The following is a 25154-nucleotide window of genomic DNA, read 5'->3' as shown; positions in this document are numbered from 1 at the left end:
GATTATTAGAATGAAGTGATTGTAGCGAGAACTTTTGCTCATAAAATTTATTTTAACCTTTACAATTTTTAGGGGCCACTTCACTTCATAGCTGGGAGGCCTTTATTATGCTTCGCAAATAAATTTTTCTAGTGTGTATTTTTCTAGTTTATCTTGTACTACATTATACCCAATACCAGGTAGGTCGGAAACTTGGATATGTCCTTGGTCATCCATGACAATTTCTGGCTCGATAATGTCCTCATACCAATAGCGGGAAGACGGTGCAGTATCACCGGGTATTGTAAAGTTTGATAGTGTTGTAATTGCAATATTATGAGCACGACCAATCCCTGATTCTAGCATCCCCCCACACCATACCGGGATATGATGCTGCTGACATAAATCATGAATCTTTTTAGCTTCAGATAAGCCTCCAACACGCCCCACCTTTATATTAATCACTTTGCAGCTACCAAGTTCAATTGCACGTCTAGCATCATCGTATGAATGAATACTTTCATCTAAGCAAATCGGTGTATTGAGTTCGCTTTGTAATTTTCGATGATCGACAATATCGTCATGCTCAAGCGGTTGCTCAATCATCAATAAATTTAATTGATCCATCTCTTTAAATAATGGTAGATCTTCTAATGAGTAGGCAGAATTGGCATCTGCCATTAAAGCAATATCACCAAAGCGCTCACGGATTGCACGCAGTACTTCGATATCTTTTCCGGGCTTAATTTTAATCTTAATTTTTTTAAATCCTTGTTTTAAATAACCTTCAATGCTTTCTAGCAATACATTCGTATCATCTTCAATGCCTAGGCTAATGCCAACTGTAATTTCTTTTTTCTCTCCTCCAAGTGCTTGTGCTAAAGGTATACCCTGCTCTTTTGCATATAAGTCCCAAATAGCCGCTTCCACAGCAGATTTTGCCATATTATTACGTCGCACACGAGCAAATTTCTTATTTACCTCATCAGGGTGATTAAATTCCTGACCAATAACAAGTGGTATTAAAAATTCATCAATAATAGAGAATGCCGTCGAAGCTGTTTCTTCTCCATAATAAGGATAAGCGCTAACTACACATTCTCCATAACCAACATGCTTCTCACCATACGCTTCAATAATTAAGAAGATGCGTTCTTGCTGCGTCATAAAACTTGTTTCAAATGGTGATTTCATAGTCATTTTCATTTTACGGACTATTACTTTTTCAATTTTCATTTCTCAACACTCCCCTATTTGTAATATAAATGACAGGCCGTTTTATGGTCAGGCGAATGTTCGATCAACTCTGGCTCCACCGTCCTGCATTTGTCCATTGCAAAAGGGCATCTCGTCTGGAAAACACAGCCTGTCGGTGGATTCAATGGAGAAGGGATTTCCCCTTGCAGCTTAATCTTTTCACGTTTAATTCGTGGGTTGGGCACAGGAATTGCAGATAATAGTGCTTTCGTGTAAGGATGCATCGGATTGCTAAAAATTTCATCTGTCGTCGTTTCTTCTACTAGCTTTCCTAAATACATTACGCCAATTCGATTAGAAATATGGCGTACAACACTTAAATCCAAAGATAAAAATACTAGAGTGATACCTTATTTCAAGATAAATATTTCATTGTTAAATGGAGAACTGCGACTTCATTTCCGGTGTTTTCATAGCTATGCTTTCGATTTGCTTCAAATTGAATCGAATCAAATTCGTTTAATTCATACTTTTCTTGTCCAACTTGAATCGAAATTTCCCCTTTCATTACTGTTACAAATTCGATAGCTCCTTCATGATGAGGTTCTGCCTCATATATGCTATTCGGTTGCAAACAAGCACGATGCATTTCCAATCCTGTTTCTTTTTTGTAACGAAATATAGTCTCTAACCGCCACATGTGATTTTCTTCTATAGTAAATCCTTCTCCGCAGCGTGCAACATTTACTATATCTTCTATAACCATAAGCCGTGACAGCGGAATAGATAATCCTTTCGTAATCTTCCAAATGACACCTAATGTAGGATTCGTTTCTCCTCTCTCTATTTTCCCTAACGTTAATTTACTAACACCTGTTTTTTTCGCTAACTCTTCTAAACTTAATTTCTGTTCATTTCGTATTTGTCGTAACAGTTGACCAACTTGCAAAATAACTTCTTTTGTTTGCATATCTTCTTGTTCTTTCATAGGAACCTCCTGCTTTTGGTATATTATAGTTTACTTTTTACTCAAATAATTATATTATAATATATATTTAGAAAGGAGCGAACGAAATGCGTGCTATCTTATTAGGTATTTTATCATCTGCGTTTTTTTCAGCTACATTTATTATAAATCGAGTTATGAACGTATCAGGAACAAGCTGGGCTTGGACTGCTTCCTTCCGATTTTTATTCGCTTTACCCATTTTATTCTTTATCGTCCTATTTCGCAAAAACCTTCGTCCACTATGGGTAGAAATGCGTAAACATCCTTTGGCATGGCTTGGTTATGGCACAATAGCCGGGGTTGGATTTTATTCCTTATTAAGCTATGCTGCTGTATTTAGTCCTGCATGGCTCGTAGCAGGTACATGGCAAATAACCATTTTAGCTGGTTTGTTATTATCTCCGTTATTTTTTATTACATTGGAGACGAAGTCAGGAGTTAAACGAGTTCGCGGTAAAATTCCAATGCGAAGCTTACTCGTTTCCTTACTTATTTTAACGGGTGTCATTTGTATGCAATTAACAGAAGCTGGGGACATTACGGTTTCTCAATTTTTATCTGGCTTCCTCCCTGTAGTTATCGCTGCATTTTTATATCCTTTCGGTAATAGAAAAATGATGGAAGTCGTTGATGGACGCTTAGATACATTTCAACGCGTGTTAGGCATGGCAATTGGTAGCCTTCCTGTCAGTATTATATTAGCGATTTATGGTTGGACTACAACTGGCATTCCAACATCTGGGCAAATGATGCAAGGTTTCTTATTAGCATTATGTTCGGGTGTCATCGCCACAATGACATTTTTCTTCGCTACTGACTTAGCGAAAAATAACCTTTCTTTGTTAGGGGCAGTGGAGGCAACACAAGCAGGAACAATGATTTTTACTGTTCTTGGTGAAATCCTTTTTTTAAATGGTTCTTGGCCTGTTGGAGTATCATTAATCGGTATGATCATTATTATGATTGGAATGATAGCCAATAGTATTTTAAATCGTTCTGTTCCTGTATCCAGACAAAAGAAAGAGGCATAGCTTTACTTTCTTCAAGTAGCATTTTACATCGTGTAAAATGCTATTTATTTTTCATGTTGCCAAAGAATTAAGTTGTAATTCAAGATCATTCAAAGTGTCTCAATTATGCCTCAGCATAATTGCGTCCGGAGGCTTTAACTTCTTTCAGCGAGTGTAGGGACCATCGATGCGTCCGATAGCGGGCATTTTCACCCATTTATCCTTATTCTAAGCCTTTTTTTCTATATATTCATGGTATACTTTTACGGAACTTTAGCGGAAAGGAGATTTCCACGCCCTATGTTAAAAGAACGAATCGATTTTTTGTGCAAAAAGAAAACCATCACCCGCAAAGAGCTGGTTGAAGGTTTAGTGACGCAAACCCATTTTGCCAATATCCTCGCAGAGCGTTACCCTCTTGCCGCTGATTTGGCTGAACATATAGCCTCCCGTCTCAGCGTCTCTCCTGCTTATTTGCTGCAGGCTTCATCTCAATCGCCGGATACATTGGCAAAGGCAGAGAGCATTTTCGAAATGTTATCCCAATCCACAGCATCCATCGATGAACAGCAGGTTAACGATCTGCCGGACCGCGACGATGCTTTAACCGTTGAGTTGACCACAGCCTTAATGAAAGCCGTATATTACCAGCAGCTTAATGACGCGGCAGCTCATGATTATTTGCACCGGAACTATTTGAATTATTACTTGGATAAATACGGTCGTCCTGACGACAATGATCTGCCCCTGCCAGCCAAAAAAGCGATGTTTTATTATAAAATCCAACTTTTCAGATCCAAACACCATTACCACGAGGCACTGCTTCAAGCACGAAAACTTGCGGAACTGCTCGCTCCAGGCAGCGAGCCATGGCTGACGGCGCATAATTTCATGCTTGAGGCCTTTATCTATTTGAAACAGTATGATCATGCGAAACAGACGTTTGAGCAAATGATGAAGCATGTCTATGAACAAAGGCTCTTTCACCGTTTAAGCGGGTTCTATCTCACCTACAGCGGTTATCAGTTTACGGTCGGACTTGTTCAGGAAGCGCTGCTAGCCTTATCCATGGCGGAAGCACATTTGGTTTACACCTCCAGTCAGGGCGAAATGATGACATCCATAATGAACAACCGAATTATCATGCAAACGCTGCTGGGCGAATATGACAAAGCCGCATTGGAGATTGACCGCTTTAAAGAAATGATTCGGCGCGAACCAGAAGAAATTAGACAGAAGTTCCAACCGCTGCTCGATATTTACCGCTGCGAGTTGGAACTAAACCAAAAGCAATGGGCATTGCTCCCGCAGATGATCAAGGCGCTTGAAAGCAGCGCCGAAACAACCGATCAACAAATGTCGCTGCAGTTCTACCAAAGCCAACTCTTGTTTGCGCAGGGGCAGTTCGAACGTTCAATGGAGCATGCCATGGCCTGTTTGCCTTATTTTGAGTCCATTCAGCAAACCAACCGCTTGGAGACTCTATATGAGTCGCTTGCCGTCGTCTCTGAGGATGCCAGAAAATACAAGGAATCAGCTGCCTATTACAAGAAGCTAGTTTACCTTCTGCGGAGCAAATAATAAACCGGAGTTTCAGTCGGAAAACCGCAATACGAATGGGCTGTTCCAAACGTTAAAAGGCAGATTTTCCGCTTTTTATTGCAGTAAAGGGTGGATCTTCGCAAAATTCACCCCTTAAACTGGAAGTAAAACCGTTGATTACCGCCACCATATTGTATCCCTTCAAACCCATTGTCGCCTTTCCATCCGCTGTTTACAATTGTGATAGAGACATCGATGAACTCAAAAATACGATTGTAGCGAGGTGCTTAACATATGGGCTGGTTCAGTAAAAAGAAACATGCACAGGACAATTTGGAAAAAGCGGATCAAGTATTAAATAAAGGCTTAAGCGGCATGATGATGAAGGGACTCATCCCCAAGCAGCATCGCGAAGCCATGAATCAAAGCATTGAGCAGACTAGGCAAGCGCAGATGGCCACGGGAGGTTCCGTTCCTATCACCGCTACCGCTATCGTCCTTTCGGTACGCGATACCGGAAAACTGATTAATTTTGAACCGGTTGTTATTTTGGAGCTGGAGGTGACGGAAACCCGTGGCAGCCGTTATACGAAAACGCTCGAAACGCTTGTATCCAAATTACAGGTGCCACGGGCCGGGGACCACATCGGACTCGGACAGCATCCGGCCAATCCGGCGGAACTCATCTATGTTGGCCCCATGACTTGAATCTGACCCAGGAGGATAATGATGCAAAAAATCTTAACATCACTTGGCATGATTACCGTGCTTGGCGTTTGCTTTTCCCCGCTGCTGGCTAATTGGATATGGGACGATCCCTTTATCATTATAGGTTCTTCTTGGTTTGTGCCAGCCATCTTTTCCAGCATTGCCCTGTTGATTCTTCCACCCATATTGAGTAACGTCTTTGGTGTCGGTACCGTCAAGAAGGGGCAGTCAGCAGTGGGACTAATCACGAATATCCAGCAAACCGGAACGGTGATTAACAATAAACCGGAAGTCAAGCTGGAGCTGATGGTAACAAGACAGGGCCACGACAAATACCCGGCCAAGCTGCGGATGATTGTTCCTGTCGCGAATTTACCACAATTTCAGCCTGGATTCATTATTCCCTTACTGGTCTCAGAGAAAAATCCCTACAAGATCGGTTTTGATGCCAAAGGTCATATGAATCAAAATGATCTTCAATCGCTTTTTAATGAACAGCTTGTTAAACAAGGTTTGAGTCCGGAACTAGCGGATATTGCGCAAACCGGGGAGAAAGGTCTAGCTAAAGTAATGGATGTGGTACCACTGGGTATGGCCGCATCCGGAAAAGTTCAACTGCAGCTTACTCTCGCCGTTACCAAACTAAACGGGGAAACATTCAAGGTGACGGTACAAAAAGATCTGCTTGTCGTGAATCTTGCCCGGGTGCAGCAAGGTCAAATCATCAATGTCATCTATTCCCCGCAGGACCCTGCGAAGCTGACGATCGTGCTGCCGGTCACGGAGCGGGAAATCCGGCAGACGTTCGGTACATAAACATGGAAAAGCGTTAGCCACCGGGTTGCAGCCGGACCTCTTCATTTTTAACTTTATTTATGGCTGAATGAAACACAAATCAAAAACAATAATGATAAAATTCGGTAAAACCCTATCGATGCAAATAGAAACAACCTTTCATTTATGGTACTATACACAAAATATTTTAAAAGAGAAAGAAGTGAGGAAACTGAATTACGGAAAAACGATGGTTGAATTTTTTTCTAGCGCGGAAGAACTTAAACAGCTTCACAAAATAATTAATGATTACAACTTACCTATTAAAAGTGAAGATACCTTTGAAAAACAAGTGGTGGGGGTTAGTGAATATTTAAATGAACCTACTTTTATCGAAGCTCGGAATAAAAAACGATCTTTAAACATTATCTCGGGTGTTATTGCATTACCAATCGTTGTCTTTATTGTTTATATGATATTAGGAAAGTTAAAAGTAATAGATCGAGGGGATATCTTTAAAAATGTACTTGATTGGTTTTTAGCTTATCCATGGGCGTTTATTCTGTACGCTTTTGTATTTGCTTCTATTGTAATTGCACATAAATTAATAGAAAAGAAAATGTATTATAAAATATATCCTAATTTAAAGTTTAAATTATTGGACCAATTAAACTAAAATATTGAAAAGCAGTTTTTAACTAACTTTCTCTCCAAATCAATTAAAAAAATACCTTTAAGGAGATAGGAAAGGGTGAGCGCTCTTTCCTATCTCTCATAATTCCAGTGCTTCCTTTTACAAACTCACCATTTATTCATTCCTCCCACCTCTGAAGAAGTGGGATTCCTGAAGCTCAATTCTGTGAAAATATTGCCAAGCCTACGATTTCACCTTCTATTTTAAGTTTTTTCAACACATAACAAAATTTCTTTTAAAATGGGTGTCATATAACTTTTTACGGTATTTATTAGCTAAAATCTGCTTATAATTATTTTTGTGGTATTAATATCGGCACAATGATTCTTTCCTGTTTTCACTGTAATCTAATCATTTGCCCATCTCTTCTACTTTTTAAATTTAAGAATTTTCCGCAAACTTAATAGACGTATCAACAATAATAGTGATAAACAACTTTAAATCCTTTAATACTTTGGATTAATGTAAATACCTACAGCCTAGATGATTTCTTCCCATCCAGTTGCCCTTTCGCTCGTTCAATCATCTTGCGCTTTTGAATTTTTTCATGCGTTAATTGTAAAGATTGTTTTAATGTTTGTGTCCTCTTAGCTTGTTGAAGTGCAATCATCATTGTTGGAATTAAGCTAGCTTCAGAAACGGGTTTAACTAGATACCCCATTATATTATCTTGCCTAGACTTTTCTATAAATTCTTTTTGACTGTATGCAGTAATCAACAATACTGGTATATCTAGCTGACGACCAATAACCTCGCTTGCCTTTAAACCATTTAGTTTTGGCATTTCTATGTCCATTAACACCAAATCCGGTTTTAACTTAAAAGCGAGTTCAATCGCTCGATCCCCATCTCCTGCTTCCCCGATTACCTCATAGCCGTTATGCCGAAGCATCATTTTTAAGTCCAGTCTAATAATTGGTTCATCTTCAGCAATCAGAATCCGTTTTTTCATAAAACATCACAACCTTTCTGGACAGGGAGAATACTACATTTTTAAATTTCTTTGTTGAGCAAAAGACACTCCTGAACACTTTGCATGAAGCATTTGTTCGATTAAATCAGATAGATAGGCACCAGCTTCAACTGAAGTCAATCCATCTTTATGGATATTTGAAATGACCGTCCGATCAGCTTCAACTGTTTTTTCAGTAGGCCTATAAATCATGTATGCGCTCAAGCTTTCATCTGTATTTAGACCTGGCCTTTCACCAATCAATGAAATGACAAGGTCACAATTAACAATAGCAGCTACTTCGTCTTGCACCCATACACGCCCTCGCTTAATAAAAAACGGCTTTGCGACACTTATATTTTTTAATTTTAGCCCTTGTATTAAAGCAGGTAGTAAATCAACTACATTTGCTTCTACCGCAGAGGAGCTTAATCCATCACAAACAATAATTTGAACATCTTTGCTCTTATCCCCGTTCTTTTCAAGATACTTAATAGATTCATCCGATAACTTTCGACCAGCATCTAAATCCATTAAGTAAGTTTTCATATCACTAGCTTTCGTCTCCAGCTTATGCAACCCCATATTCTGAAGAAAATTATCACTTACATCTCTTAATACAGCATCCTGTGCAGCTGCATGATCAATTAAAAATTGTAAATAGCTTGTCGTCAACATACGAGTTCCAGTTCGACCAATACCAATACGGGCAGGTGTAATACTTTGTGCCCGTTCTATAGATGCAACATTATGCGGCTTGTCTACCCCTTTTATACGTTCTTCCGGAAAATAGATGATTTCTTCTTTATTTTGATCGGTATCGTTTTTTGGTGAATTCATGTTTTTCTTCACTTCTTCTACTACTCTTTGAACAATCTCCTGAATATCCATTTTGCTCCTCCCTCCTCAATCAAAAATTGATAAGTCTCCTGCACGTTTCGTCAACTTTCCATTTTCCATTAGGCCCATATTCTCCAACCATTTTTCAAATTCTCGAAGAGGTCGTAAGCCCAAGATCTCACGCAAACTAGCGTCATCGTGATAGCTTGTATCTTGATAATTCAGCATGACATCATCTCCACCCGGTACCCCCATGTAAAAATTCGCTCCGGCAACTGCCGTTATGACACCGGCAACTTCCTGATCATTTTGATCGGCATCCATATGATTTGTATAAGTCGGAGCAACCCCCATTGGCAAGCCATGCAATTTCCCCATAAATCCATCTTCAAGATCCGCTCTAATTAATTGGCGTCCATCATAAAGTGTCTCCGGTCCAATAAAGCCAGAAACGGTATTCACCATGAAAGGCTTCCAGTGACGTGCATAACCGTAGCTTCTTGATTCAAGAGTTTGCATATCTACCCCAAAATCAGCATTTAAAGATACCTCCGAACCTTGTCCTGTTTCAAAATACATAAAGTTTGGACCTGCAGAAGTACCATATCGAGCCATCATTTCATAACCCTCATCAAGAATTTTTTTAGATATACCGAACGCTTCATTCCCTTTTTGTGTTCCTGCTAAACTTTGAAACATAAGAGCGATAGGTGCCCCCTGCTTTAAAGCTTCCATTTGTGTTGTTATATGGGCCAAAACACAATTTTGAGTTGGAATTTGCCATTTCTCAATAAATTCATGAGAAAGTGTTAAAAGTTTTTTGACCGATTCAATCGTATCCACATTCGGATTGATACCAATAACCGCATCACCCGCTCCGTAGGACACCCCTTCCTTTATTGAATACAAAATGCCTTCTGGAACATCATTTGGATGGTTGGGCTGACAACGAAATGCTAAGCGACCGGGCTCTCCAATTGTAGTATTGCAATGTGCTTGATATTTCATTTTCTGTGAAGCAAGAACAAGATCAATGCTTGACATCAGCTTGGCAACAGCTGAAATCATTTCACTTGTTAGTCCCCTTGAAAGTTTCAATAATTGATCTCTACCTGTATCTGATGACAAAATATAATTTCTCAGTTCACCGACAGTCCAACTTTGAATATCTTTGTAAATCGTGTCGCTAATATCATCATAAATCAAGCGTGTTACTTCATCGATCTCATACGGAATAACCGGATTCTCATAAATTTCTTTCAGCTGCATCTCGCTAAGTACTACTTTTGCTGCCATGCGCTCAAGCGATGATTCCGCTGCTACCCGCGCCATCACATCCCCAGATTTCGCTTCACTCGCTTTTGCAAGTACCTCCCTTACCGACGAAAACGTATAATGAGTTCCTTTTACTACACAAGACAATTTCATCATTTAACACCCCTTTTTATATGCTAAAAATTGCAATCAAACGAAAAAAAAAGCGCTTTCACTTATCCCTGAAGAAATTTTCTTCGGGCGTGAAAGGCGCCTTTGCCTCAGTTATTATTTTAATTCATTCTACACTACTAGCAAATATTTTGTAAATAGTTCGAAAACAATAACAACATCAATTAAAAATGATATTTATTTTAAAATATACAATTCCTCAAGATTTAAAAAACTTGTAACTGTTTAACTAAAGCTTTAATTAGGAGACCTATTGTCATTTAGTATTAACTACGGTAGATACTATCGGAAAGGTTATTGAAACTTTTGTCCCTTCCTCAGAAATAGGGAATGAAAAAACTCCTTGTAGCTTCTCTTCAACTAACATTTCTACAAGCTGTAATCCTAAAGATGACAGACCGCCTACAGAAAAAGGATTACCAATTCCACATCCATCATCCGTTACTGTAATCGTAACCATTTGCTTTCGTTGCCTCAAATTTATAGCAATTTTCCCGTAATTTCGTGAAGGAAAGGCATGCTTAATGCTATTTTGAACTAACTCATTAACAATCAGTGCTATGGCTGTTGCTTGATCTGAAGGACAGCATACAGATTCCCCTTCTACAGACACAGTAATATGTTGACCTGGAATAATGGACGAGGAAACTAACAACGTAGAAATTTGTTGTATTAAAAGTTTAATATCTGCTTCATCAATTCCACGCTGAGCCAAATAATCATGCACTAAAGCCATACTAGATATACGAGATATACTGTCATGAAATACCTCAGCCACTTCTTCCGAGTGAGTACGTTGCATTTGTAACCGTAGCAAACTTGAAATAACCTGTAAATTATTTTTAACACGATGATGAATTTCCTGAACGACAATAGCTTGAAATACACGTTGCTTGTCTTCACTATTAGTCGCTTTCATAAGCTGCTCTATATTTCTTTCGTTCTGTACTACCTGTGAGATATCTCTTTCCTTAATTAATACCGCAATAGTATCTCCAAACTGGTCATTTATAGGAACAATATCTTGTTGCATGATTCCGCGCTCTTCCGTAATGCCCCTCGATCCAAAAAGTGGTTTTCCGGTTTTTAAACTAAATAAAACACCCGGCTCCATTTCTTCATATGCGATTTGCCCTAACATACTATTTTTATACAAAGATACTATAGTGGTAGGCTTTGCTTCAGCTACAACGAAAGATGCGCTATCTTCTTCCAAAAGACAATTAATAAAGATGTCTGCTTGAGAAAGGTCAGCTATTATTTGTAGATTTTGGGCCATACCTAAAATAATTTCACACTGTTCATTTGATAAATTTGTCAATCGTTCTAAATCTAAAATTCCCATCATGATATGCGCTCCCCTCTCCCTAGTTTTCCAAACACTATAGCAAAAATAAAAAGTGTGTTCAATATGATATAAAAATAGTAATTCAAGATACCCTAGAGGGATGGTAGTATTGGCACAATGGGATGAAAAAGAATCCTTTCTCTCATGGTCCGGAATAACAACAAATTGATACTCTAACAAAATAAAGAGCGTGTTTTAAATCGAAAACCGATTAAAACACGCTCTTTATAAAAAAAGCTTAATCTATTAATTACTACATGCTTAGTTGTTAATTGCGCCAGCAGAAAATCATAACTCTTCTAATATTAGACAGCCTGCCGTAATTCTTCTTCCTCTTGTATAACCTGCGGATTCGTTTTTTCTTCTCTACGCTGACATATATTATTCCAAATAAGAGCTGAAATAACAAGTAAGGTCCCTGCTATATCAAAGATTGTTATTTTATATCCTTGTACCATCATAATGACCAATGTAGTAATTGGAACAAAATTAATAAATAAAATTCCATTAATGGATGATAGGATTTTTACACCATAATTCCAACTAAGCAATGCCACAATGCCTGGTAGTGTCATCATAAACAATAAATCATATTTAATAGCAAAAATCGTTTCCATACTTGGAACGGGTACATACCCTTGTATCGTCATGATCATCGTGATGATACCTGTAACAGCTGTGCCAAATACACATGTTAATGTTGAATAGCGCAGAGTAGACCAATCGTTAAATGTTTGACCGCCCATTGTATAAATGACCCATCCTATAACTCCAATTAAAATGAATGCTAGCGGAACTAGATTATGTTTCAGTGTAAGAAAGAAACCCATATCGCCTTTTGTAATAACAAAAATAGCCCCAATAAAAGCAATGATCATGCTACTAATCATATACTTCTTCGGTTTCACATGTTTATACCCCCAAAGAATAGCAATCGAAATCATCGGCATGAGTGCTTCCATAATCGACGCTACCATAACACCGGATTTCCCCATTAACATTTGGCCTAAGAAAACAAGCACGTTGTAAACTGTAAACGCCATGGTCCCAAAAAAGACTAGCAATTTACCTTTCCCTTCTAAACGAAAAGCTTTCTTCCCTTCTTTCATCCATAATAAAATAACTAATACAATCGATACCGCCCCATATCGAATAATTGAAAAATAGAATGGATTTATATATTCAAGTGCATGATCTGCAACTGGAAACATGGCTCCCCATGACATACTTGCAATTAAACATGCCAGCATGCCTACTATTATTTGACTTTTTCTCACTGTTTTTCCTCGTTTCTATATAACCCTATCAATTATGCCTCTTCATAACTTCTTTCAGCGAGTGTTTGGACACCTGTACCTGTCGCTACGCTTTCGGTACAAAAGACATTTGCTGAAAGAAATTAAATTCACAATGAGAATTATAAAAAAGAAATTACATCACGTAAAATGATTGAAAGTGATATTAACTATCATTTATAATGATAGCTTTAAGGGGGTATGCCTAATGGAACTACGAGATTTACAGATTTTCAAAAGCGTCGCAAATTGCGGGAGCGTTAGCCATGCCGCAAAAGAATTAAATTATGTACAATCCAATGTAACTGCACGTATTAAGCTATTAGAAAAGGAGCTCCAAACGCCGCTTTTTTATCGCCATAAAAAGGGGATGACATTGAATCCAGAAGGGCGAAAAATGCTTGCTTACGTTAATAAAATTTTGCTGGATGTCGAAGAAATGAAACAAGTCTTTTTAGATAGTGATACACCGACTGGTACTTTAAAAATCGGTACAGTCGAAACTGTGAGTATATTACCAACCATTCTAGCGTCTTACTATAAGGGGTATCCCAATGTCGACTTAACACTGCAAGCTGGTTTAACTGAGGAACTTATTAAAGAAGTAGCGGATCATCAATTAGATGGGGCCTTTATAACTGGACCGATTAAACATCCAGTTTTAGAACAATATGATGTATTTACCGAAAACCTCGTTCTCATATCACAAAATAAATCCTTTCGTATAGAGGAATTTATGACTACACCAATCCTTGTTTCTAATCAAGGTTGCGGATATCGATCCAAGCTAGAACTCTGGCTCAAAGATGAGGGTTTACTGCCAAAAAGAATCATGGAATTTAATATATTAGAGACAATTTTAAAAAGTGTTGCAATCGGTCTTGGCGTTACACTTGTACCACAATCGGTTGCTGAACACCTTTCTACTACAGGCAAGGTTTATTGTCATCCAATTCCTAAAAAATACGGTACAATTTCAACCGTCTTTATACGACGAAAAGATGCATATATGACAAATTCGATGGAATGCTTTTTAAAAACAATTGCTGAGCATCAGCGTATATAGGGTAACTTCTATCATTTCCGCGTCTTTTCTTCTGCCAATCATCTTTAACAGTGTCTAAAGGATACATTCATTGATAAAAAATAGTAAAGTGACAAAAAACGCTTGGTTTTTAGTACCAAGCGTTCTGTGTCGTTAATTATATATTTAGCTAGAACGATGCAAACAACCTATTTAAAAACATAATTTTAAATTATAAGGGTCCTATTTTGCATTTTTGTCAGGCTGATGAATTCCGAATATATTTCCTTCGGTATCAATATAATATCCTTGCCACGCCATTCCCGGTAGAGCATATTTTGGCATTGCAACCGTGCCGCCACTCTCAAGAATTTTAGCTTCTGTTACATCATAATTTTCCACACCCATTGTACAAGCAAATCCATTTAAAGCTTGGTTTGGTTCTGGAGAAGCACCTTGACGTTGCATTAAAGCGCCGTTGACCCCAGGTTCTTCCTCATCGCCAGTTACTGCACCAAAATAAGGCATTCCTGCGTAATCACTCCAGTCTTGAAATGACCATCCGAATACCTCTCCATAAAATTTCTTTGCACGTTCCATGTCACTTACATGAATTTCAAAATGAACTAATCTGCCCATGATATCCTCCTAAATACTAAAGAATTAAATTACTCACTGTGTTTGAGTACAATTACTATATATTATTATTACAAGGAATGGAAATAAAAAAGAAGAGAAATTCTATGAAAAATCGAGAATAAACATTCTAATGCTTGTTCTCGATTTTGGTTCTATTACTTTTAAGTTAGTTATTTTATAGCGTTTAAATTTTCTTTTAAATACTGAATAAATGGATGCTCTTCTATATCTGATTTGCGTGTACATATAAATAAACTTTGCTGAATATCTGCACGTTCTACATACACCCGAGCTAGTTTTCCATTTGTTATACTTTCAGTTACACTGTAGGACGGTGCTAAAGTCATACCGAACCCTGCTTCCACTACTTTAATCGATTCATGTAAGCCCTGCATTTGAAGTCCTAATTTAGGTAATGGACTGTTAAGCGTGTAAAAAACAGCCTCCAATAAATCAAGTGTCGAGCTACCACGTTCCCGATAAATAAAGTCCTCATTCGATAATTCATAAATGGAGACAGTTTGATTTGCCAAAGAATGTGATGGGTGAACTACAAACCAAAACGGGATATCTAGTATTTTTTCAAACTGTAAATCAGGGTGACCCATTTTATTTTGCACGACAAAACCAAGGTCTACTTCATAACTCAGAACTTGCTCTTCCACAGATTTCACATTGCCAAGCGACACAAAAAATTCAATGTGAGGATTAGCAAGTTTATACGCTGCTATAATAGGCGGGAGTATATAGTTTATTGGTATATAGGAAGAAGCAATATGTATTTTTTCTTCTTTCGCTAAAAATTTACCGAGCTTTTCATCAATTTGTGCTTCTAAATAAAATAAACTCATTCCCTGCTCATACAAAAACTTCCCCTCAGGCGTTAATTGAATGCCGCGTCCTTTTCCTTCAATCAATTTTGTCCCTATTTCGCTCTCTAATTTCCGTATTTGAATTGTGACAGCTGGTTGGCTAAGAAGCATTTTATTCGCTGCTGCGGTAATTCCTCCAAGCTTTGCGACATTCGTAAAAATCCTTAATGCATGCAAATTCATTTCATTCACTCCTCTTTATCCATAAATTTAATTTATGAATAAGCAATTAATATATATTTGTTTTATGTATTGTTTAGCAGTAATTTAGGTATAGAGGTGATTTGATGGAAATTTTACTACATGAATGGTTATCAGTAAATGGATTTATTTTATTGACAATCGGCTTACTCGCAGCAGTCATTGGTGTTCTTTGCGGCGCTGCAGGCTTCGTTTTGTTACCCGCAATGTTACTTATTGGCATTCCAATTCATACAACCGTAGCAGTTAATAAATTTGCGACAGGAATTTCAGCTCTATCAAATGTCGTATCGTTTGTAATTAAAGGACATTTATCGTTAAAAAATTCCACATCTTTAATGATGATTGCTAGTTTAGGAGGTGTATTTGGTGCATTTTTAGCCACTCGATTAGCAGAACAAATTATGAATATTGTAGCATGTGTATTCTTAATTTCCTCATTTTTCATCGTGCTTTGCAGTAATAAATTTATGGTAAAGGATATAAAAGAAACGGAGGAACAACCAATTAATAAACTCATTCCGTTTGCGGTTTCAATATATGACGGTGGTTTTGGACCAGGCTCAGCTCTAATGAATGTAACCTATCATCTTAAAAAGCAATATACCTATATAAAAGCAGTTGAATTAACAAGAATTATTACGTTTTCAAGTTGTACAGGTGCATTTCTCTTTTACTACTTTACGGGCATTGTTAATTGGGGAATCGCCATTCCTGTTTCAATTGGCTCTATTGTTGGCTCGTTCTTAGGTCTAAAGATCATTCCTTATATCAAAACAAGGTGGATTCAAATTTTATTACCAATCATTTTTTTCTTGCTGATTATTCAGGTCGTATCAGATTTATTGATATAAATCACGCTATCTGTTCCACATTTATTGTTGGATTTATGAATCAATTATGCCTAATTTAACGTCTTCACTAGATGGGTTTTCAACAGCTTTTTATTGTACTTTTAGTTTGGGTACGTAAAGCAGCGAGAAGTGACTAACTTCTCGCTCTTTTGTTTACTCTTATTTTATTAATTAGCAGGAGTAACAATGAGTTATATTTTCAACTCTTTTATCCCTGCTTTTAATGTGTCTGCATCTATTTTTAATGTTCTCCAGCTGTCTTTAGCTGATTTCAAGTTAGGTAGTAAAAATTTGAATTTATTTTGTTCCGCTTTATCAGATGCATTCTCGATATGTCTCAGTACCCCCGAATATTGAGAGTCTAAGTCATTCCATTGCGTAGACATAAAAGTAAGAGCATTAATAGCATCATCAAGTGCATTGTACATCTCACTTATATTATTATGTGCAACTCCAACTACACGATTTAATGTTGTTTTATAATCCACTGTCTGTCTTAATTGTGCTAATAACGGTTCTAATTGACCTAATTGATCTCTTGCTACCCCTAACATAATACCACCAGCAATCCACGTAGGTATAGAGGGTACAGATACTGTTATTATGCCATCAGACTCTAATTTCTTATAATAGTTTACTGACTCTAAAACTTCATTTAGGCGCTTTTGATCATCCTCAACTGCAACCCCTTGGTTTTTTAAAATCGACTGTAAAAGATCTTTGTTACTGCCGAATGCTCTTACATCTTGTCCAATAGCATCTCTTAATTTAGTTAATTCTACTATTAATTGTTGTGCATACTTCTGATTTTGTTGAATTTCTTCTCGTAAATCTGTTATTCCTTCTATTAATGTCTCTCCATCTCCTGTATTAATGGCCTCTACAATTATGTCATAATAATTTTCGAATTTTGTATCGTATTCAATAATACCTGTCAATGTATCTATCAGCTGTTTTTTTACTTTTGTATCCCATGTAAGGGCGTGTGCTCTTGCATCCTTTTGATCCTGTACAATTTTACCAGGTAAATCTGGATAGCCCTTAATATTAATTCCTTCAAAGTTGATATCTGGATTCTTAATTAACATATAAGAATAGGCATTCATAGATTTTGCAAAAAGCCCCGCCTTTTGCAAGGTTTCTCTCATCTTCGCTTCATCTGCTGAAAGAGAAGTATCACTATTGCTTGTTTGCTCAATTTTACTTGTCTCTGCAAATACTGCTACTGGAGAGATTACAGAAGTTGTTGTCAAAGTTAAAAACGTCGATACAGCGAGTACTTTGTAAAGAGATTTTTTATTCATTTTATATTCCTCCTATATTATTTTATTTTCAATTCTTAGCTTCTTGTTTAAAAGCAATATCTTTTGCAATAAATTCCGCGTCTTTATGAATATCATTCCAACTTTGTTTAGCCGCTTTTAAATCATCTGGTATTAAAGAGAGCTTATGTTCTTGCATTTGATCGATATTATCATATAAATCTTTATAATTTGCGCCCATTGTATTCCATTGTTGCTGAATATTCGTTAGAGACATTATCGCTTGATCCACTGTTTGATACAGATATGTCAAAGTGTCTTTGGCGTTAGTAAGTGCAATAACTGCTTGGTTAGCGAAATCGGCTTTCATCGTTAGTTCTCCGATTTTATTGGAAATTTCGTTATAGGAGTTCATATGATTAGATGCCGTAACACCAGCTGCCGTTCCTAAACCAATACCAGCTGAACCGAGAACTGTAAGGCCCCCTATAACAGCCGGTGTTGCTGTTCCGCCTGTCACAACAATGACTACCCCTCCTGCAATAGTTCCAATAACTAAAACAGCTGCTCCCAATCCTCCACCAATTGACCATGCTAATACATCGTCAAAATGGGCCTTCTGAGTGGAACGTAGATTCTCAATTTCAGCTTGAAGTTGTGGAATCAATGCTTGTTTTCCCGCTAATATTGCCGTTAATCCACCTTTCCCATCTGGACCACCAATATTATTTTTAAAATCTATAGTATTTGTATATAGCTTTGTTTTGAAGGCTTCTAACATCTTAATTACTTCTGTAACTTCTTTTGAATTTCTATCAATCGTACTGATTAAATCACCAATACCTTCTTTTAGCCCTTCCTTATCTTTCTTTTGTACAGTGTCTATTAATGTGTCGTAATAATTATTAAATTGTTCATCATAATTTACAATATTACGTGCTGTCTTTTGAATTTTTGGCTTCGCTGTATCTAACCAATAATTCGCATGGATTCGAGACAGTTCCTGATTAAGATGAATATTTTTGATTAATTCTCCCCCTTCAGAACCTAAATCAATATTGGATAGGTTTACATTCGGCTGTTTAATCATTGTTTTTGCGTACAAATCCATTACAAGAATATGAGAACCTGTTTCAGCTAACGCTTTCTTCAGTCCTTCAGGTCCTAATGAATAATAATTCCCTATTTTCTGTTCTTGAACGATCCGTTCTTGCGCAAGCGCCTGAATAGTACCACTGTTAGTTGCGGTTATAACCGTTGCCAAAGTGGCCACGGTTAACACCTTATATGAAAATTTCTTCAAATCTAATCTCCTCCTAATTTTTCGATAAAATATCAAAATTTATGAACCTGTTCTTCAAGTTGACTAATACCATTTTTTAATCGTCTTAATGTATCTTTTTGAGATAGATTGTTAGCAGTATCAGCATCAGTATTTAATTTTGTGATACTACTTTTTATTAAATTCAAATCTTCTTTATAGCGTTTCAATAGGTCAAGTTCTACATCCACTTGGCTAGCAAATGTATTCAAATCATGTTGCATAAGAAGAAGCATTGATTTTTGTAAATCTGCTATCGATAGTTTCGTTGTTAAATCATATAATTTTTGGTTTTGCTGCTCTAAATCATCTAAATATGCTCGTTGTTCTGCCTTTAGATTATTCACTTCAGCGAAGGTACTATATGTTTTTTTGATTTTTTCTGGGTCGATTACTTTCATAAGGTCATACTCTTTCGCTTTTGTAGCTGCTGCTGCTGCAATTTCACCTTTATTATTTTTCTCAATTGCTTCACGAGCTTCTTTTTTGGCAGCTTCAATCTCTAAGGCAGATTTACCCTTTTCTTTTGCTTCTTGCTCTGCTTTTTTCTCTGCTTCTAAAATAGTGTTGTTAATTTCTTTTCCTTTGTTATACGCTGCCGCCGCTGTTTGAGCAGCTGGTTCAATGATATCTTTTGAAAGACTATAGATCTCTTGGAATATTTTTAGTCCTTGTTCATTTAAAGCTCCTGGTAGAAATGCTATTTCTTGCAAATCATTTTGAATTGATTTTTTAGTATCTAGTAATTCACCTTTTAGCTTGTCTATCTTCCCTGTTCCTTCTAAACTAAGTACTTCCTGAGCTTTTGCCACATCAGTATCGAGATCTTTAAGCTTTTTATCAAGCTGTAATTGAAGATCTGTTAATTCATTAATTTGATATTGAACATTTTCTTGGTTTGTCATAACCATTTCTTGAAGGACATCCAGTCTATCCAAGAAACCTTCCTTATCTCCCTTATTATCTACATATTCTTTTAATGTTGGATAATAGCTATGAAATTTAGTGGCAAATCCTTTACTTTTTGAATTAATTAGAATTAACTTTGGATAGAGTTCCGATGTCCATTCTTTCATATCTTGTTTTATTAGGAATTGCTCTGTATTTAAAGCTGGTACTTCATCTAGCTGTACATTAGGGTTCATTAAAGATTGGTCTATATACATTTGGATTAATTTAGATTGTGCACCTAATTTTCTTAAAGATGAAGAAAGAATCATGTTCTCTTCCTGAATTTCTGCTTGAGCAACAGGCGTTGCAAAAGTATGTACAGGAATAACTCCTGTTGCAACAATGGATGTTATCATTAATCCTGTAATTAATTTCTTTTTCATTCTATTTACCTCCCTATATGATATTTTTCACAATAATTCATACGATTTTTTATACATTTTGAGCACCTCCAATTTACTTAAGTTTAGGAAATATTCTTCCTATTTCCTATGATGTAAATTTTAGCCATGTACACATTTTTTAGCAAATAACAGCGAAATAACCTATATTATGTACAGAATAGGTTATTTTCTGTTATTTTGATTCTAAAAAATAGATTAATATTAACATTATTCATATGAATGTGTCACAATAAAGCGAAATTCAGTTGTCAGACGACTAAATATTGACATATTTTTATTGATAATTGGGGAATAAGTGAATTGGAGTAATTCTTTAAAATTTTGACGTATTGATCCCGATAGGACTTTTCTGGTAACAGATATTAACTGTAGATAGCACCTTCTTAATTTTCATTACTGTGGGGTATCCTTGACTAGTAGTTACAACGCACTTTTGAGATTTTTCATGTTTCTAGATTGAAACGTAAAGAACCAATTGCTTATTAAAGATTGGCAATTGGTTCATAGATTAGATTTTGATTTGTTTAGTAGAAACTTATTAGCCCGACCTGAAAAGGTGTAGATTAAGATTGGACTTTCATCCAGCGCGCATTTCTTCCTTTTGAAATAAGTTTAATTTCACCTAATAATTGCAAATCAGTTAAAGCTTTACTAATTGTGCTTTCGGCTATATCTGGATAAATGCTTCGAATGCACTCTTTTGTAAAAGGTTGTTGTTGATTATGAATGAAATTCTGAATTCGCTCTACCTTAGTATGTTTACATATAGAATCCAGTACTCTGCTATGTAGATCTTTATAAGCCTCTAAAATAATCATTAAGAACTCTTTTAACCAGAAATTCATATTATGCCCATTACAGTACCAATTAACCGAAGATTTAAATATGGCTTCATAGTATTCGGTTTCTCTTTTTTTTATATATTCATCTAAACAAACATATTTTACAAATGTATGTCCGCTTTTTACTAATAGCAATTGGATGAACATAAGTGTTAATCTACCATTGCCCTGACTAAAAGGGATTATGCAATAAAGATTCAATATAAAACGAGCTATCAATATAAGTGTAGGTAACTCTTTTTTACGGTTTAATAAATTGTACTGGTTGCATAATTGTTCTACAGCCTGTGGAATATTTTCAGGTGGAAGAGGACGATAACAAATCGTGTGCATCCCTTTTTCAGGAATTCCTGGGATAGGAAATGGCTTTTGGCGCCATTTTGCACTGTCAGAGGTATTATAATGAATTAATTGAAAATGCAATTCTTGTATAGTATCCGGACTAATAGAAAAAGTGCAAGATTTTTTATGTACAAGAGTGAGTGTTTCATAATAACAATATATTGCATCTTCCGAAATTGATTGAGGTATCATATCGTCTAATATAAGCTCTTTTAATCGCTTATTTGAAACTTTTATATCCTCATAAACTGAAATATAGTTTTTTATGTATTGTAGGGGTATAGCTTTTTCAAGGCTAGTGAATATATCAGGTCTTTGCTCTTGATAAGCGGTCAACATACCTTTATATTCACTAATTTCACTGACTAAGTTTATTAGTTGTTGATCAATATTTATGTACTGATCTTCGAAAAAATTTCTCATTTTGTTCCTCCTGTTACTATCTCTTAATGCTCTATTACAATAATATTTTTTTGCTTTTTAGGAATTCCTAATGTTATTCTAGTATTACTATTCAAATAACATCCGGTTTAATAGAGCTTTTACTTTTTAAAGAAAGAGGACCGTAATTATAGACATTAGACATTATTAAATATCGGAATATTATCTTTTAAATGTACTGATATTTTTATTATTTTTGTGACATTTTTGTGTAACTTTCCAATATTTTTATTACGTTTGTTAATTATGTTATTTTTGTTAATATTGCTTTATTTTCGAATAGGATAACCATTATGGAGCTTTAAATACTTATATCATTCAACCTTTCAATTAAAATCCTATTCATTGAATAATTTTTTCAAAATCATCGCCAACATTTTTTGTTAATAATTTTACCAATACCTTTACTATAATTTAACTCTCAATGTTAAATAATTTGAACGTATGAATGATTTATCAATTACATCAAAATAGTAGATTTATAAATTTGTTTCCTTTTCCTATGTAAATCAATTGGTAGCTGAACTTTTATTTATGTGTACTATCCTTTTTTAGCATTAAAATGAAAGAAACAAGCGGGTACCATATGTTAATTAGACATGGGATCCGCTTGTTATTGATTCATTGAAATTTGCTAATCATAAAACAATATCACCGGTTAAATGCGTAACATCGATCTTAATCAAAACAAAAAGCACTCTTGTTTTGATACAATAATTGTATCAAAACCAAGAGTGCCGCTTTATGCCAAAATTGTACCTTGATGAAGTTCGACAATCTATTTTATTTATGCTATCTCTTTGCTTTTTGAAGATACATTTGATAATCTGCCACATTCAATAATTGCTTTGCTGTAGCCCCATCTTGTGGGAAACGCGCACAGCCAATACTTGCTGAAATCACAATTTGCTGTTCCTCAATGATAAACGGCTCCCGTAATAACTCGTGTACTTTTTCTGTATACGGTTCAACTTCATTTGCCGTGGTCATATGTTCAACTAATAACACAAATTCATCTCCGCCAAGACGTGCCCAAACTTCCTGCTTTTGAGAAAATTGATTGCACCGTTCCGCAAACATTTGTAGTAATAAATCTCCCTGTAGATGTCCATACTGGTCATTTACAGCTTTAAAGCCATTCAAATCTATGAAAAATAGTAAAAATACCTTATCCTCTTCGATTAAACGCTCTAAACGATCTAACATAAATTTACGATTCGGTAGATTCGTTAAACTATCATAATAAACAAAGTGCTCCAAGTTTTTGGAAAGATCAATCGAACTTTTTAAATACTTATTTAAGTTTTGAATGCGCTTATAGTGATTAGATACATCATAAAGTTCTATCATTAAATGCGATGTATGCTCTATTTGTATATGTTGAATTAAAATATTTTGACGAGTTGGCTTCATCTTTGCACACTTATTTTCCACAAAATATTGATGCATTGCTGCTGAGCAAAAGCTTTTTTGTTTATCCAACAAAGCCTTTTCAAACATATAGGCATAAATCTTTTTATCAAAACGTGGAACAACTGTTGTGATCGGTAAACCTTTAACCTCTTCTTCACTTTTACCTGTGTACTTGATTAACCATTTATTCCATAATTGAATGTTCAATTGCTCATCCAATAGAATAATGCCATTATCTAGCTGATTGACGATCGCTACATATAAATCATTCATCCAAATCCCTACTAATCTCGTCCACTTTTCGAATTAAAAATTCGATTGATTCTAATGAAAACTTAATTAAAATTATGCCTAGCACCTTTGAATTATCCACATCAAAACTTACATAAAGTAATAATACATTGCTATCCCCGGAGCTAGTAAGTGTTTTATAAAACTCTCCTTCATTATGTAAAATTACCTGTGGCACATCATACTCTAGCTTCATCTCCAGCAGGCTTCCCATACCACCCATAATGGAATTTAGAATGATATTGCCTATTTCCTTTACAACATCAAAATCCTCATCATTAAATGAAAGCTCTTCATCCTCTTCTGTATATTCTTCCCCTAAGCAAAGCGCGGTTAAATATTTAATTTGCTCTGCCGGAAAAATAAAATCTGCTCTACCAGAAAAGACATTACCAAACTTTAAAGAGGTAGATAGTACTGTACCATTCATTACAGGAGTCAGCTCTTCTTGCTTGCCAGACTTTAATTCTTGTAACCCTAGTAACGTTATCTCTGGTACTGACAAAAAAATTCTTTTTTGAAGAATTTCTGATAATAAGTTAGCTGCCTCGCCGACAAATACATTATACAGCTCTTTCAATATATCCTCTTGTGTTGTTGTCAACAACTAAATCACCCTTCTATCAATAATTCTATCTCCTTCAGTTTCGCAACATTTATCGGTTTATTTATAAATGCTACCGCTCCAGCAGATAAAACCTCATCACGAACCGCCAATTGCACATCAGCTGAAAGCACGATAATTTTAGCCGTTGGGTATTTCTCTAATAATTGTCTAATTGCCTCTTGTCCACTCATCTTAGGCATTAATAAATCCATAAATACAAGATCAGGTAGAAAGGTTGCAAATACTTCAATACCTTCAACACCATCATTTGCTGTTTCATAAACAGCATCAAGGTAAATAGACTTTAATGTTTGTATAGTTGTTTTTTGAGAAAACACGGAATCATCTACTACAAGTACTTTCATAAAAAATTTATCCTCCGCTATTAAATCATGTTTCTTAAAATAATATCACAATTATTCTTTATTTGAAAAATATTTGACTAGTTCTCTAAATGTTGGTGAATTTTATATAAAAAGTTTTTTTACTACGATTCCACTTCCTCATCTTGATAGTTTTTTGCTAACTAGGGTGTTTGAACACCTGTACCTGTCGCTAGGCTTTCGGTACAGAAAACATTTGCTGAAAGAAGTTAAATGAACTTAATTAAGCTTGATAGATAAGGAAATAGAAAAGCGTATTTTGAATTAATCAAAACACGCTTTTTCTATACTCAATTGAATCTTCCTTTTATTATCATGCGCCTTAAAGTAGCGTTCCTTTAGATGTCGTACAATTCTTTACAGTCTCGCTAATCTGCCATAAAACATCAATCAGTCGTATACTGTCGCTACGAAAACGCTTGTAACTGCCGTTTCACTTACGTTACATAAAACACTTGTAACTGCCGTTTCACTTACGTTACATAAAACACTTGTAACTGCCGTTTCACTTAC

23 protein-coding genes and 1 pseudogene are annotated in these 25154 nt (G+C 35.9%); 7 read left to right on the top strand and 17 right to left on the bottom strand.

All coding sequences use genetic code 11. The features are described 5' to 3' along the window. Positions 1–105: 105 nt before the first annotated feature. The 3 genes and pseudogenes from menC to ACFCYJ_RS24210 form a co-directional block, all read right to left on the bottom strand. Entirely contained in the window at positions 106–1215 is a 1110-nt protein-coding gene (menC, locus tag ACFCYJ_RS24220) for an o-succinylbenzoate synthase (RefSeq protein WP_376078070.1), read from the bottom strand. Between the two features lie 14 nt (positions 1216–1229). Then, a pseudogene (locus ACFCYJ_RS24215) lies at positions 1230–1586 on the bottom strand (oligopeptide/dipeptide ABC transporter ATP-binding protein); the annotation flags it as partial. A gap of 5 nt (positions 1587–1591) precedes the next feature. After that, entirely contained in the window at positions 1592–2164 is a 573-nt protein-coding gene (locus ACFCYJ_RS24210; RefSeq protein ID WP_376078068.1) for a helix-turn-helix domain-containing protein, read from the bottom strand. An 86-nt stretch (positions 2165–2250) separates the two neighbouring features. On the opposite strand from ACFCYJ_RS24210, the gene ACFCYJ_RS24205 reads away from it, so the two are divergent. The 5 genes from ACFCYJ_RS24205 to ACFCYJ_RS24185 all read left to right on the top strand — a co-directional run bounded on the left by ACFCYJ_RS24205 (position 2251) and on the right by ACFCYJ_RS24185 (position 6895). After that, complete coding sequence (locus ACFCYJ_RS24205) at positions 2251–3216, top strand: DMT family transporter (RefSeq protein WP_376078066.1); 966 nt, start codon at positions 2251–2253, stop codon at positions 3214–3216. Positions 3217–3495: 279 nt separating this feature from the next. Beyond that, complete coding sequence (locus ACFCYJ_RS24200) at positions 3496–4776, top strand: XRE family transcriptional regulator (RefSeq protein WP_376078063.1); 1281 nt, start codon at positions 3496–3498, stop codon at positions 4774–4776. A 255-nt stretch (positions 4777–5031) separates the two neighbouring features. After that, positions 5032–5445, top strand: a complete 414-nt coding sequence (locus ACFCYJ_RS24195; protein WP_376078062.1) for a hypothetical protein — start codon at positions 5032–5034, stop codon at positions 5443–5445. Positions 5446–5463: 18 nt separating this feature from the next. Then, the gene (locus ACFCYJ_RS24190; protein WP_376078061.1) at positions 5464–6261 is read left to right on the top strand and encodes a hypothetical protein; all 798 of its coding nucleotides are present in this window, start codon (positions 5464–5466) and stop codon (positions 6259–6261) included. Positions 6262–6352: 91 nt separating this feature from the next. Then, positions 6353–6895: a DUF6097 family protein gene (locus ACFCYJ_RS24185; RefSeq protein WP_376078059.1), complete on the top strand. Its 543-nt coding sequence runs from the start codon at positions 6353–6355 to the stop codon at positions 6893–6895. A 490-nt stretch (positions 6896–7385) separates the two neighbouring features. On the opposite strand, the gene ACFCYJ_RS24180 is transcribed toward ACFCYJ_RS24185, so the two are convergent. The 5 genes from ACFCYJ_RS24180 to ACFCYJ_RS24160 all read right to left on the bottom strand — a co-directional run bounded on the left by ACFCYJ_RS24180 (position 7386) and on the right by ACFCYJ_RS24160 (position 12776). Continuing rightward, complete coding sequence (locus ACFCYJ_RS24180) at positions 7386–7865, bottom strand: ANTAR domain-containing response regulator (protein WP_376078056.1); 480 nt, start codon at positions 7863–7865, stop codon at positions 7386–7388. 33 nt (positions 7866–7898) lie between these two features. After that, positions 7899–8756 carry an ethanolamine ammonia-lyase subunit EutC gene (gene eutC, locus ACFCYJ_RS24175; protein ID WP_376078054.1) on the bottom strand — a complete coding sequence of 286 codons (858 nt, stop codon included), beginning with the start codon at positions 8754–8756 and terminating at the stop codon, positions 7899–7901. A gap of 15 nt (positions 8757–8771) precedes the next feature. Beyond that, a complete protein-coding gene (locus ACFCYJ_RS24170; protein ID WP_376078089.1) occupies positions 8772–10133 on the bottom strand; it encodes an ethanolamine ammonia-lyase subunit EutB in 1362 nt (453 codons plus the stop codon). Positions 10134–10407: 274 nt separating this feature from the next. Then, positions 10408–11499 (bottom strand): sensor histidine kinase, encoded by a 1092-nt coding sequence (locus ACFCYJ_RS24165; RefSeq protein WP_376078051.1) that lies wholly within the window; start codon positions 11497–11499, stop codon positions 10408–10410. Positions 11500–11804: 305 nt separating this feature from the next. After that, positions 11805–12776 (bottom strand): DMT family transporter, encoded by a 972-nt coding sequence (locus ACFCYJ_RS24160; RefSeq protein WP_376078049.1) that lies wholly within the window; start codon positions 12774–12776, stop codon positions 11805–11807. 226 nt (positions 12777–13002) lie between these two features. Between ACFCYJ_RS24160 and ACFCYJ_RS24155 the strand changes: the two genes are divergently transcribed. After that, positions 13003–13860, top strand: coding sequence for a LysR family transcriptional regulator (locus tag ACFCYJ_RS24155; RefSeq protein WP_376078047.1), 858 nt, complete (start codon positions 13003–13005; stop codon positions 13858–13860). A 201-nt stretch (positions 13861–14061) separates the two neighbouring features. On the opposite strand, the gene ACFCYJ_RS24150 is transcribed toward ACFCYJ_RS24155, so the two are convergent. Together ACFCYJ_RS24150 and ACFCYJ_RS24145 are read right to left on the bottom strand one after the other, a co-directional pair. After that, on the bottom strand, positions 14062–14457 hold the full coding sequence (locus ACFCYJ_RS24150; RefSeq protein WP_376078045.1) for a VOC family protein: 396 nt from the start codon (positions 14455–14457) through the stop codon (positions 14062–14064). A gap of 170 nt (positions 14458–14627) precedes the next feature. After that, positions 14628–15512, bottom strand: coding sequence for a LysR family transcriptional regulator (locus tag ACFCYJ_RS24145; RefSeq protein WP_376078043.1), 885 nt, complete (start codon positions 15510–15512; stop codon positions 14628–14630). A gap of 104 nt (positions 15513–15616) precedes the next feature. Here ACFCYJ_RS24145 and ACFCYJ_RS24140 point away from each other — a divergent pair, with 104 nt between their 5' ends. Then, positions 15617–16384: a sulfite exporter TauE/SafE family protein gene (locus tag ACFCYJ_RS24140; protein WP_376078040.1), complete on the top strand. Its 768-nt coding sequence runs from the start codon at positions 15617–15619 to the stop codon at positions 16382–16384. A 191-nt stretch (positions 16385–16575) separates the two neighbouring features. Here ACFCYJ_RS24140 and hblA read toward each other — a convergent pair whose 3' ends face one another. The 7 genes from hblA to ACFCYJ_RS24105 form a co-directional block, all read right to left on the bottom strand. Further along, on the bottom strand, positions 16576–17688 hold the full coding sequence (hblA, locus tag ACFCYJ_RS24135; protein WP_376078038.1) for a hemolysin BL binding component B: 1113 nt from the start codon (positions 17686–17688) through the stop codon (positions 16576–16578). A 28-nt stretch (positions 17689–17716) separates the two neighbouring features. Next, positions 17717–18949 carry a hemolysin BL lytic component L1 gene (gene hblD, locus ACFCYJ_RS24130; RefSeq protein ID WP_376078036.1) on the bottom strand — a complete coding sequence of 411 codons (1233 nt, stop codon included), beginning with the start codon at positions 18947–18949 and terminating at the stop codon, positions 17717–17719. Positions 18950–18981: 32 nt separating this feature from the next. Next, positions 18982–20301 carry a hemolysin BL lytic component L2 gene (hblC, locus tag ACFCYJ_RS24125; protein WP_376078033.1) on the bottom strand — a complete coding sequence of 440 codons (1320 nt, stop codon included), beginning with the start codon at positions 20299–20301 and terminating at the stop codon, positions 18982–18984. 584 nt (positions 20302–20885) lie between these two features. Beyond that, complete coding sequence (locus tag ACFCYJ_RS24120; RefSeq protein WP_376078031.1) at positions 20886–21929, bottom strand: Fic family protein; 1044 nt, start codon at positions 21927–21929, stop codon at positions 20886–20888. 810 nt (positions 21930–22739) lie between these two features. After that, on the bottom strand, positions 22740–23633 hold the full coding sequence (locus ACFCYJ_RS24115; RefSeq protein WP_376078028.1) for a diguanylate cyclase domain-containing protein: 894 nt from the start codon (positions 23631–23633) through the stop codon (positions 22740–22742). After that, positions 23626–24255 carry a hypothetical protein gene (locus ACFCYJ_RS24110; protein WP_376078026.1) on the bottom strand — a complete coding sequence of 210 codons (630 nt, stop codon included), beginning with the start codon at positions 24253–24255 and terminating at the stop codon, positions 23626–23628. The genes ACFCYJ_RS24115 and ACFCYJ_RS24110 overlap by 8 nt, the downstream gene beginning before the upstream one ends. An 8-nt stretch (positions 24256–24263) precedes the next feature. Then, positions 24264–24623 (bottom strand): response regulator, encoded by a 360-nt coding sequence (locus ACFCYJ_RS24105; protein ID WP_376078024.1) that lies wholly within the window; start codon positions 24621–24623, stop codon positions 24264–24266. Positions 24624–25154: the final 531 nt, after the last annotated feature.

It is taken from the genome of Lysinibacillus sp. NPDC056232 (genome assembly GCF_042267565.1).
Taxonomy (GTDB): domain Bacteria; phylum Bacillota; class Bacilli; order Bacillales_A; family Planococcaceae; genus Lysinibacillus.
The sequence above is the reverse complement of the archived record's forward strand: the minus strand, read 5'-3'. Positions and strand labels throughout refer to the sequence as shown.

Bases quoted from the DNA above. Each gene is read 5' to 3' on its own strand.
- menC (WP_376078070.1), bottom strand. From the start codon at position 1,215: ATGAAAATTGAAAAAGTAATAGTCCGTAAAATGAAAATGACTATGAAA.
- ACFCYJ_RS24210 (WP_376078068.1), bottom strand. From the start codon at position 2,164: ATGAAAGAACAAGAAGATATGCAAACAAAAGAAGTTATTTTGCAAGTT.
- ACFCYJ_RS24205 (WP_376078066.1), top strand. From the start codon at position 2,251: ATGCGTGCTATCTTATTAGGTATTTTATCATCTGCGTTTTTTTCAGCT.
- ACFCYJ_RS24200 (WP_376078063.1), top strand. From the start codon at position 3,496: ATGTTAAAAGAACGAATCGATTTTTTGTGCAAAAAGAAAACCATCACC.
- ACFCYJ_RS24195 (WP_376078062.1), top strand. From the start codon at position 5,032: ATGGGCTGGTTCAGTAAAAAGAAACATGCACAGGACAATTTGGAAAAA.
- ACFCYJ_RS24190 (WP_376078061.1), top strand. From the start codon at position 5,464: ATGATGCAAAAAATCTTAACATCACTTGGCATGATTACCGTGCTTGGC.
- ACFCYJ_RS24185 (WP_376078059.1), top strand. From the start codon at position 6,353: ATGATAAAATTCGGTAAAACCCTATCGATGCAAATAGAAACAACCTTT.
- ACFCYJ_RS24180 (WP_376078056.1), bottom strand. From the start codon at position 7,865: ATGAAAAAACGGATTCTGATTGCTGAAGATGAACCAATTATTAGACTG.
- eutC (WP_376078054.1), bottom strand. From the start codon at position 8,756: ATGGATATTCAGGAGATTGTTCAAAGAGTAGTAGAAGAAGTGAAGAAA.
- ACFCYJ_RS24170 (WP_376078089.1), bottom strand. From the start codon at position 10,133: ATGAAATTGTCTTGTGTAGTAAAAGGAACTCATTATACGTTTTCGTCG.
- ACFCYJ_RS24165 (WP_376078051.1), bottom strand. From the start codon at position 11,499: ATGATGGGAATTTTAGATTTAGAACGATTGACAAATTTATCAAATGAA.
- ACFCYJ_RS24155 (WP_376078047.1), top strand. From the start codon at position 13,003: ATGGAACTACGAGATTTACAGATTTTCAAAAGCGTCGCAAATTGCGGG.
- ACFCYJ_RS24150 (WP_376078045.1), bottom strand. From the start codon at position 14,457: ATGGGCAGATTAGTTCATTTTGAAATTCATGTAAGTGACATGGAACGT.
- ACFCYJ_RS24145 (WP_376078043.1), bottom strand. From the start codon at position 15,512: ATGAATTTGCATGCATTAAGGATTTTTACGAATGTCGCAAAGCTTGGA.
- ACFCYJ_RS24140 (WP_376078040.1), top strand. From the start codon at position 15,617: ATGGAAATTTTACTACATGAATGGTTATCAGTAAATGGATTTATTTTA.
- hblA (WP_376078038.1), bottom strand. From the start codon at position 17,688: ATGAATAAAAAATCTCTTTACAAAGTACTCGCTGTATCGACGTTTTTA.
- hblC (WP_376078033.1), bottom strand. From the start codon at position 20,301: ATGAAAAAGAAATTAATTACAGGATTAATGATAACATCCATTGTTGCA.
- ACFCYJ_RS24120 (WP_376078031.1), bottom strand. From the start codon at position 21,929: ATGAGAAATTTTTTCGAAGATCAGTACATAAATATTGATCAACAACTA.
- ACFCYJ_RS24115 (WP_376078028.1), bottom strand. From the start codon at position 23,633: ATGAATGATTTATATGTAGCGATCGTCAATCAGCTAGATAATGGCATT.
- ACFCYJ_RS24105 (WP_376078024.1), bottom strand. From the start codon at position 24,623: ATGAAAGTACTTGTAGTAGATGATTCCGTGTTTTCTCAAAAAACAACT.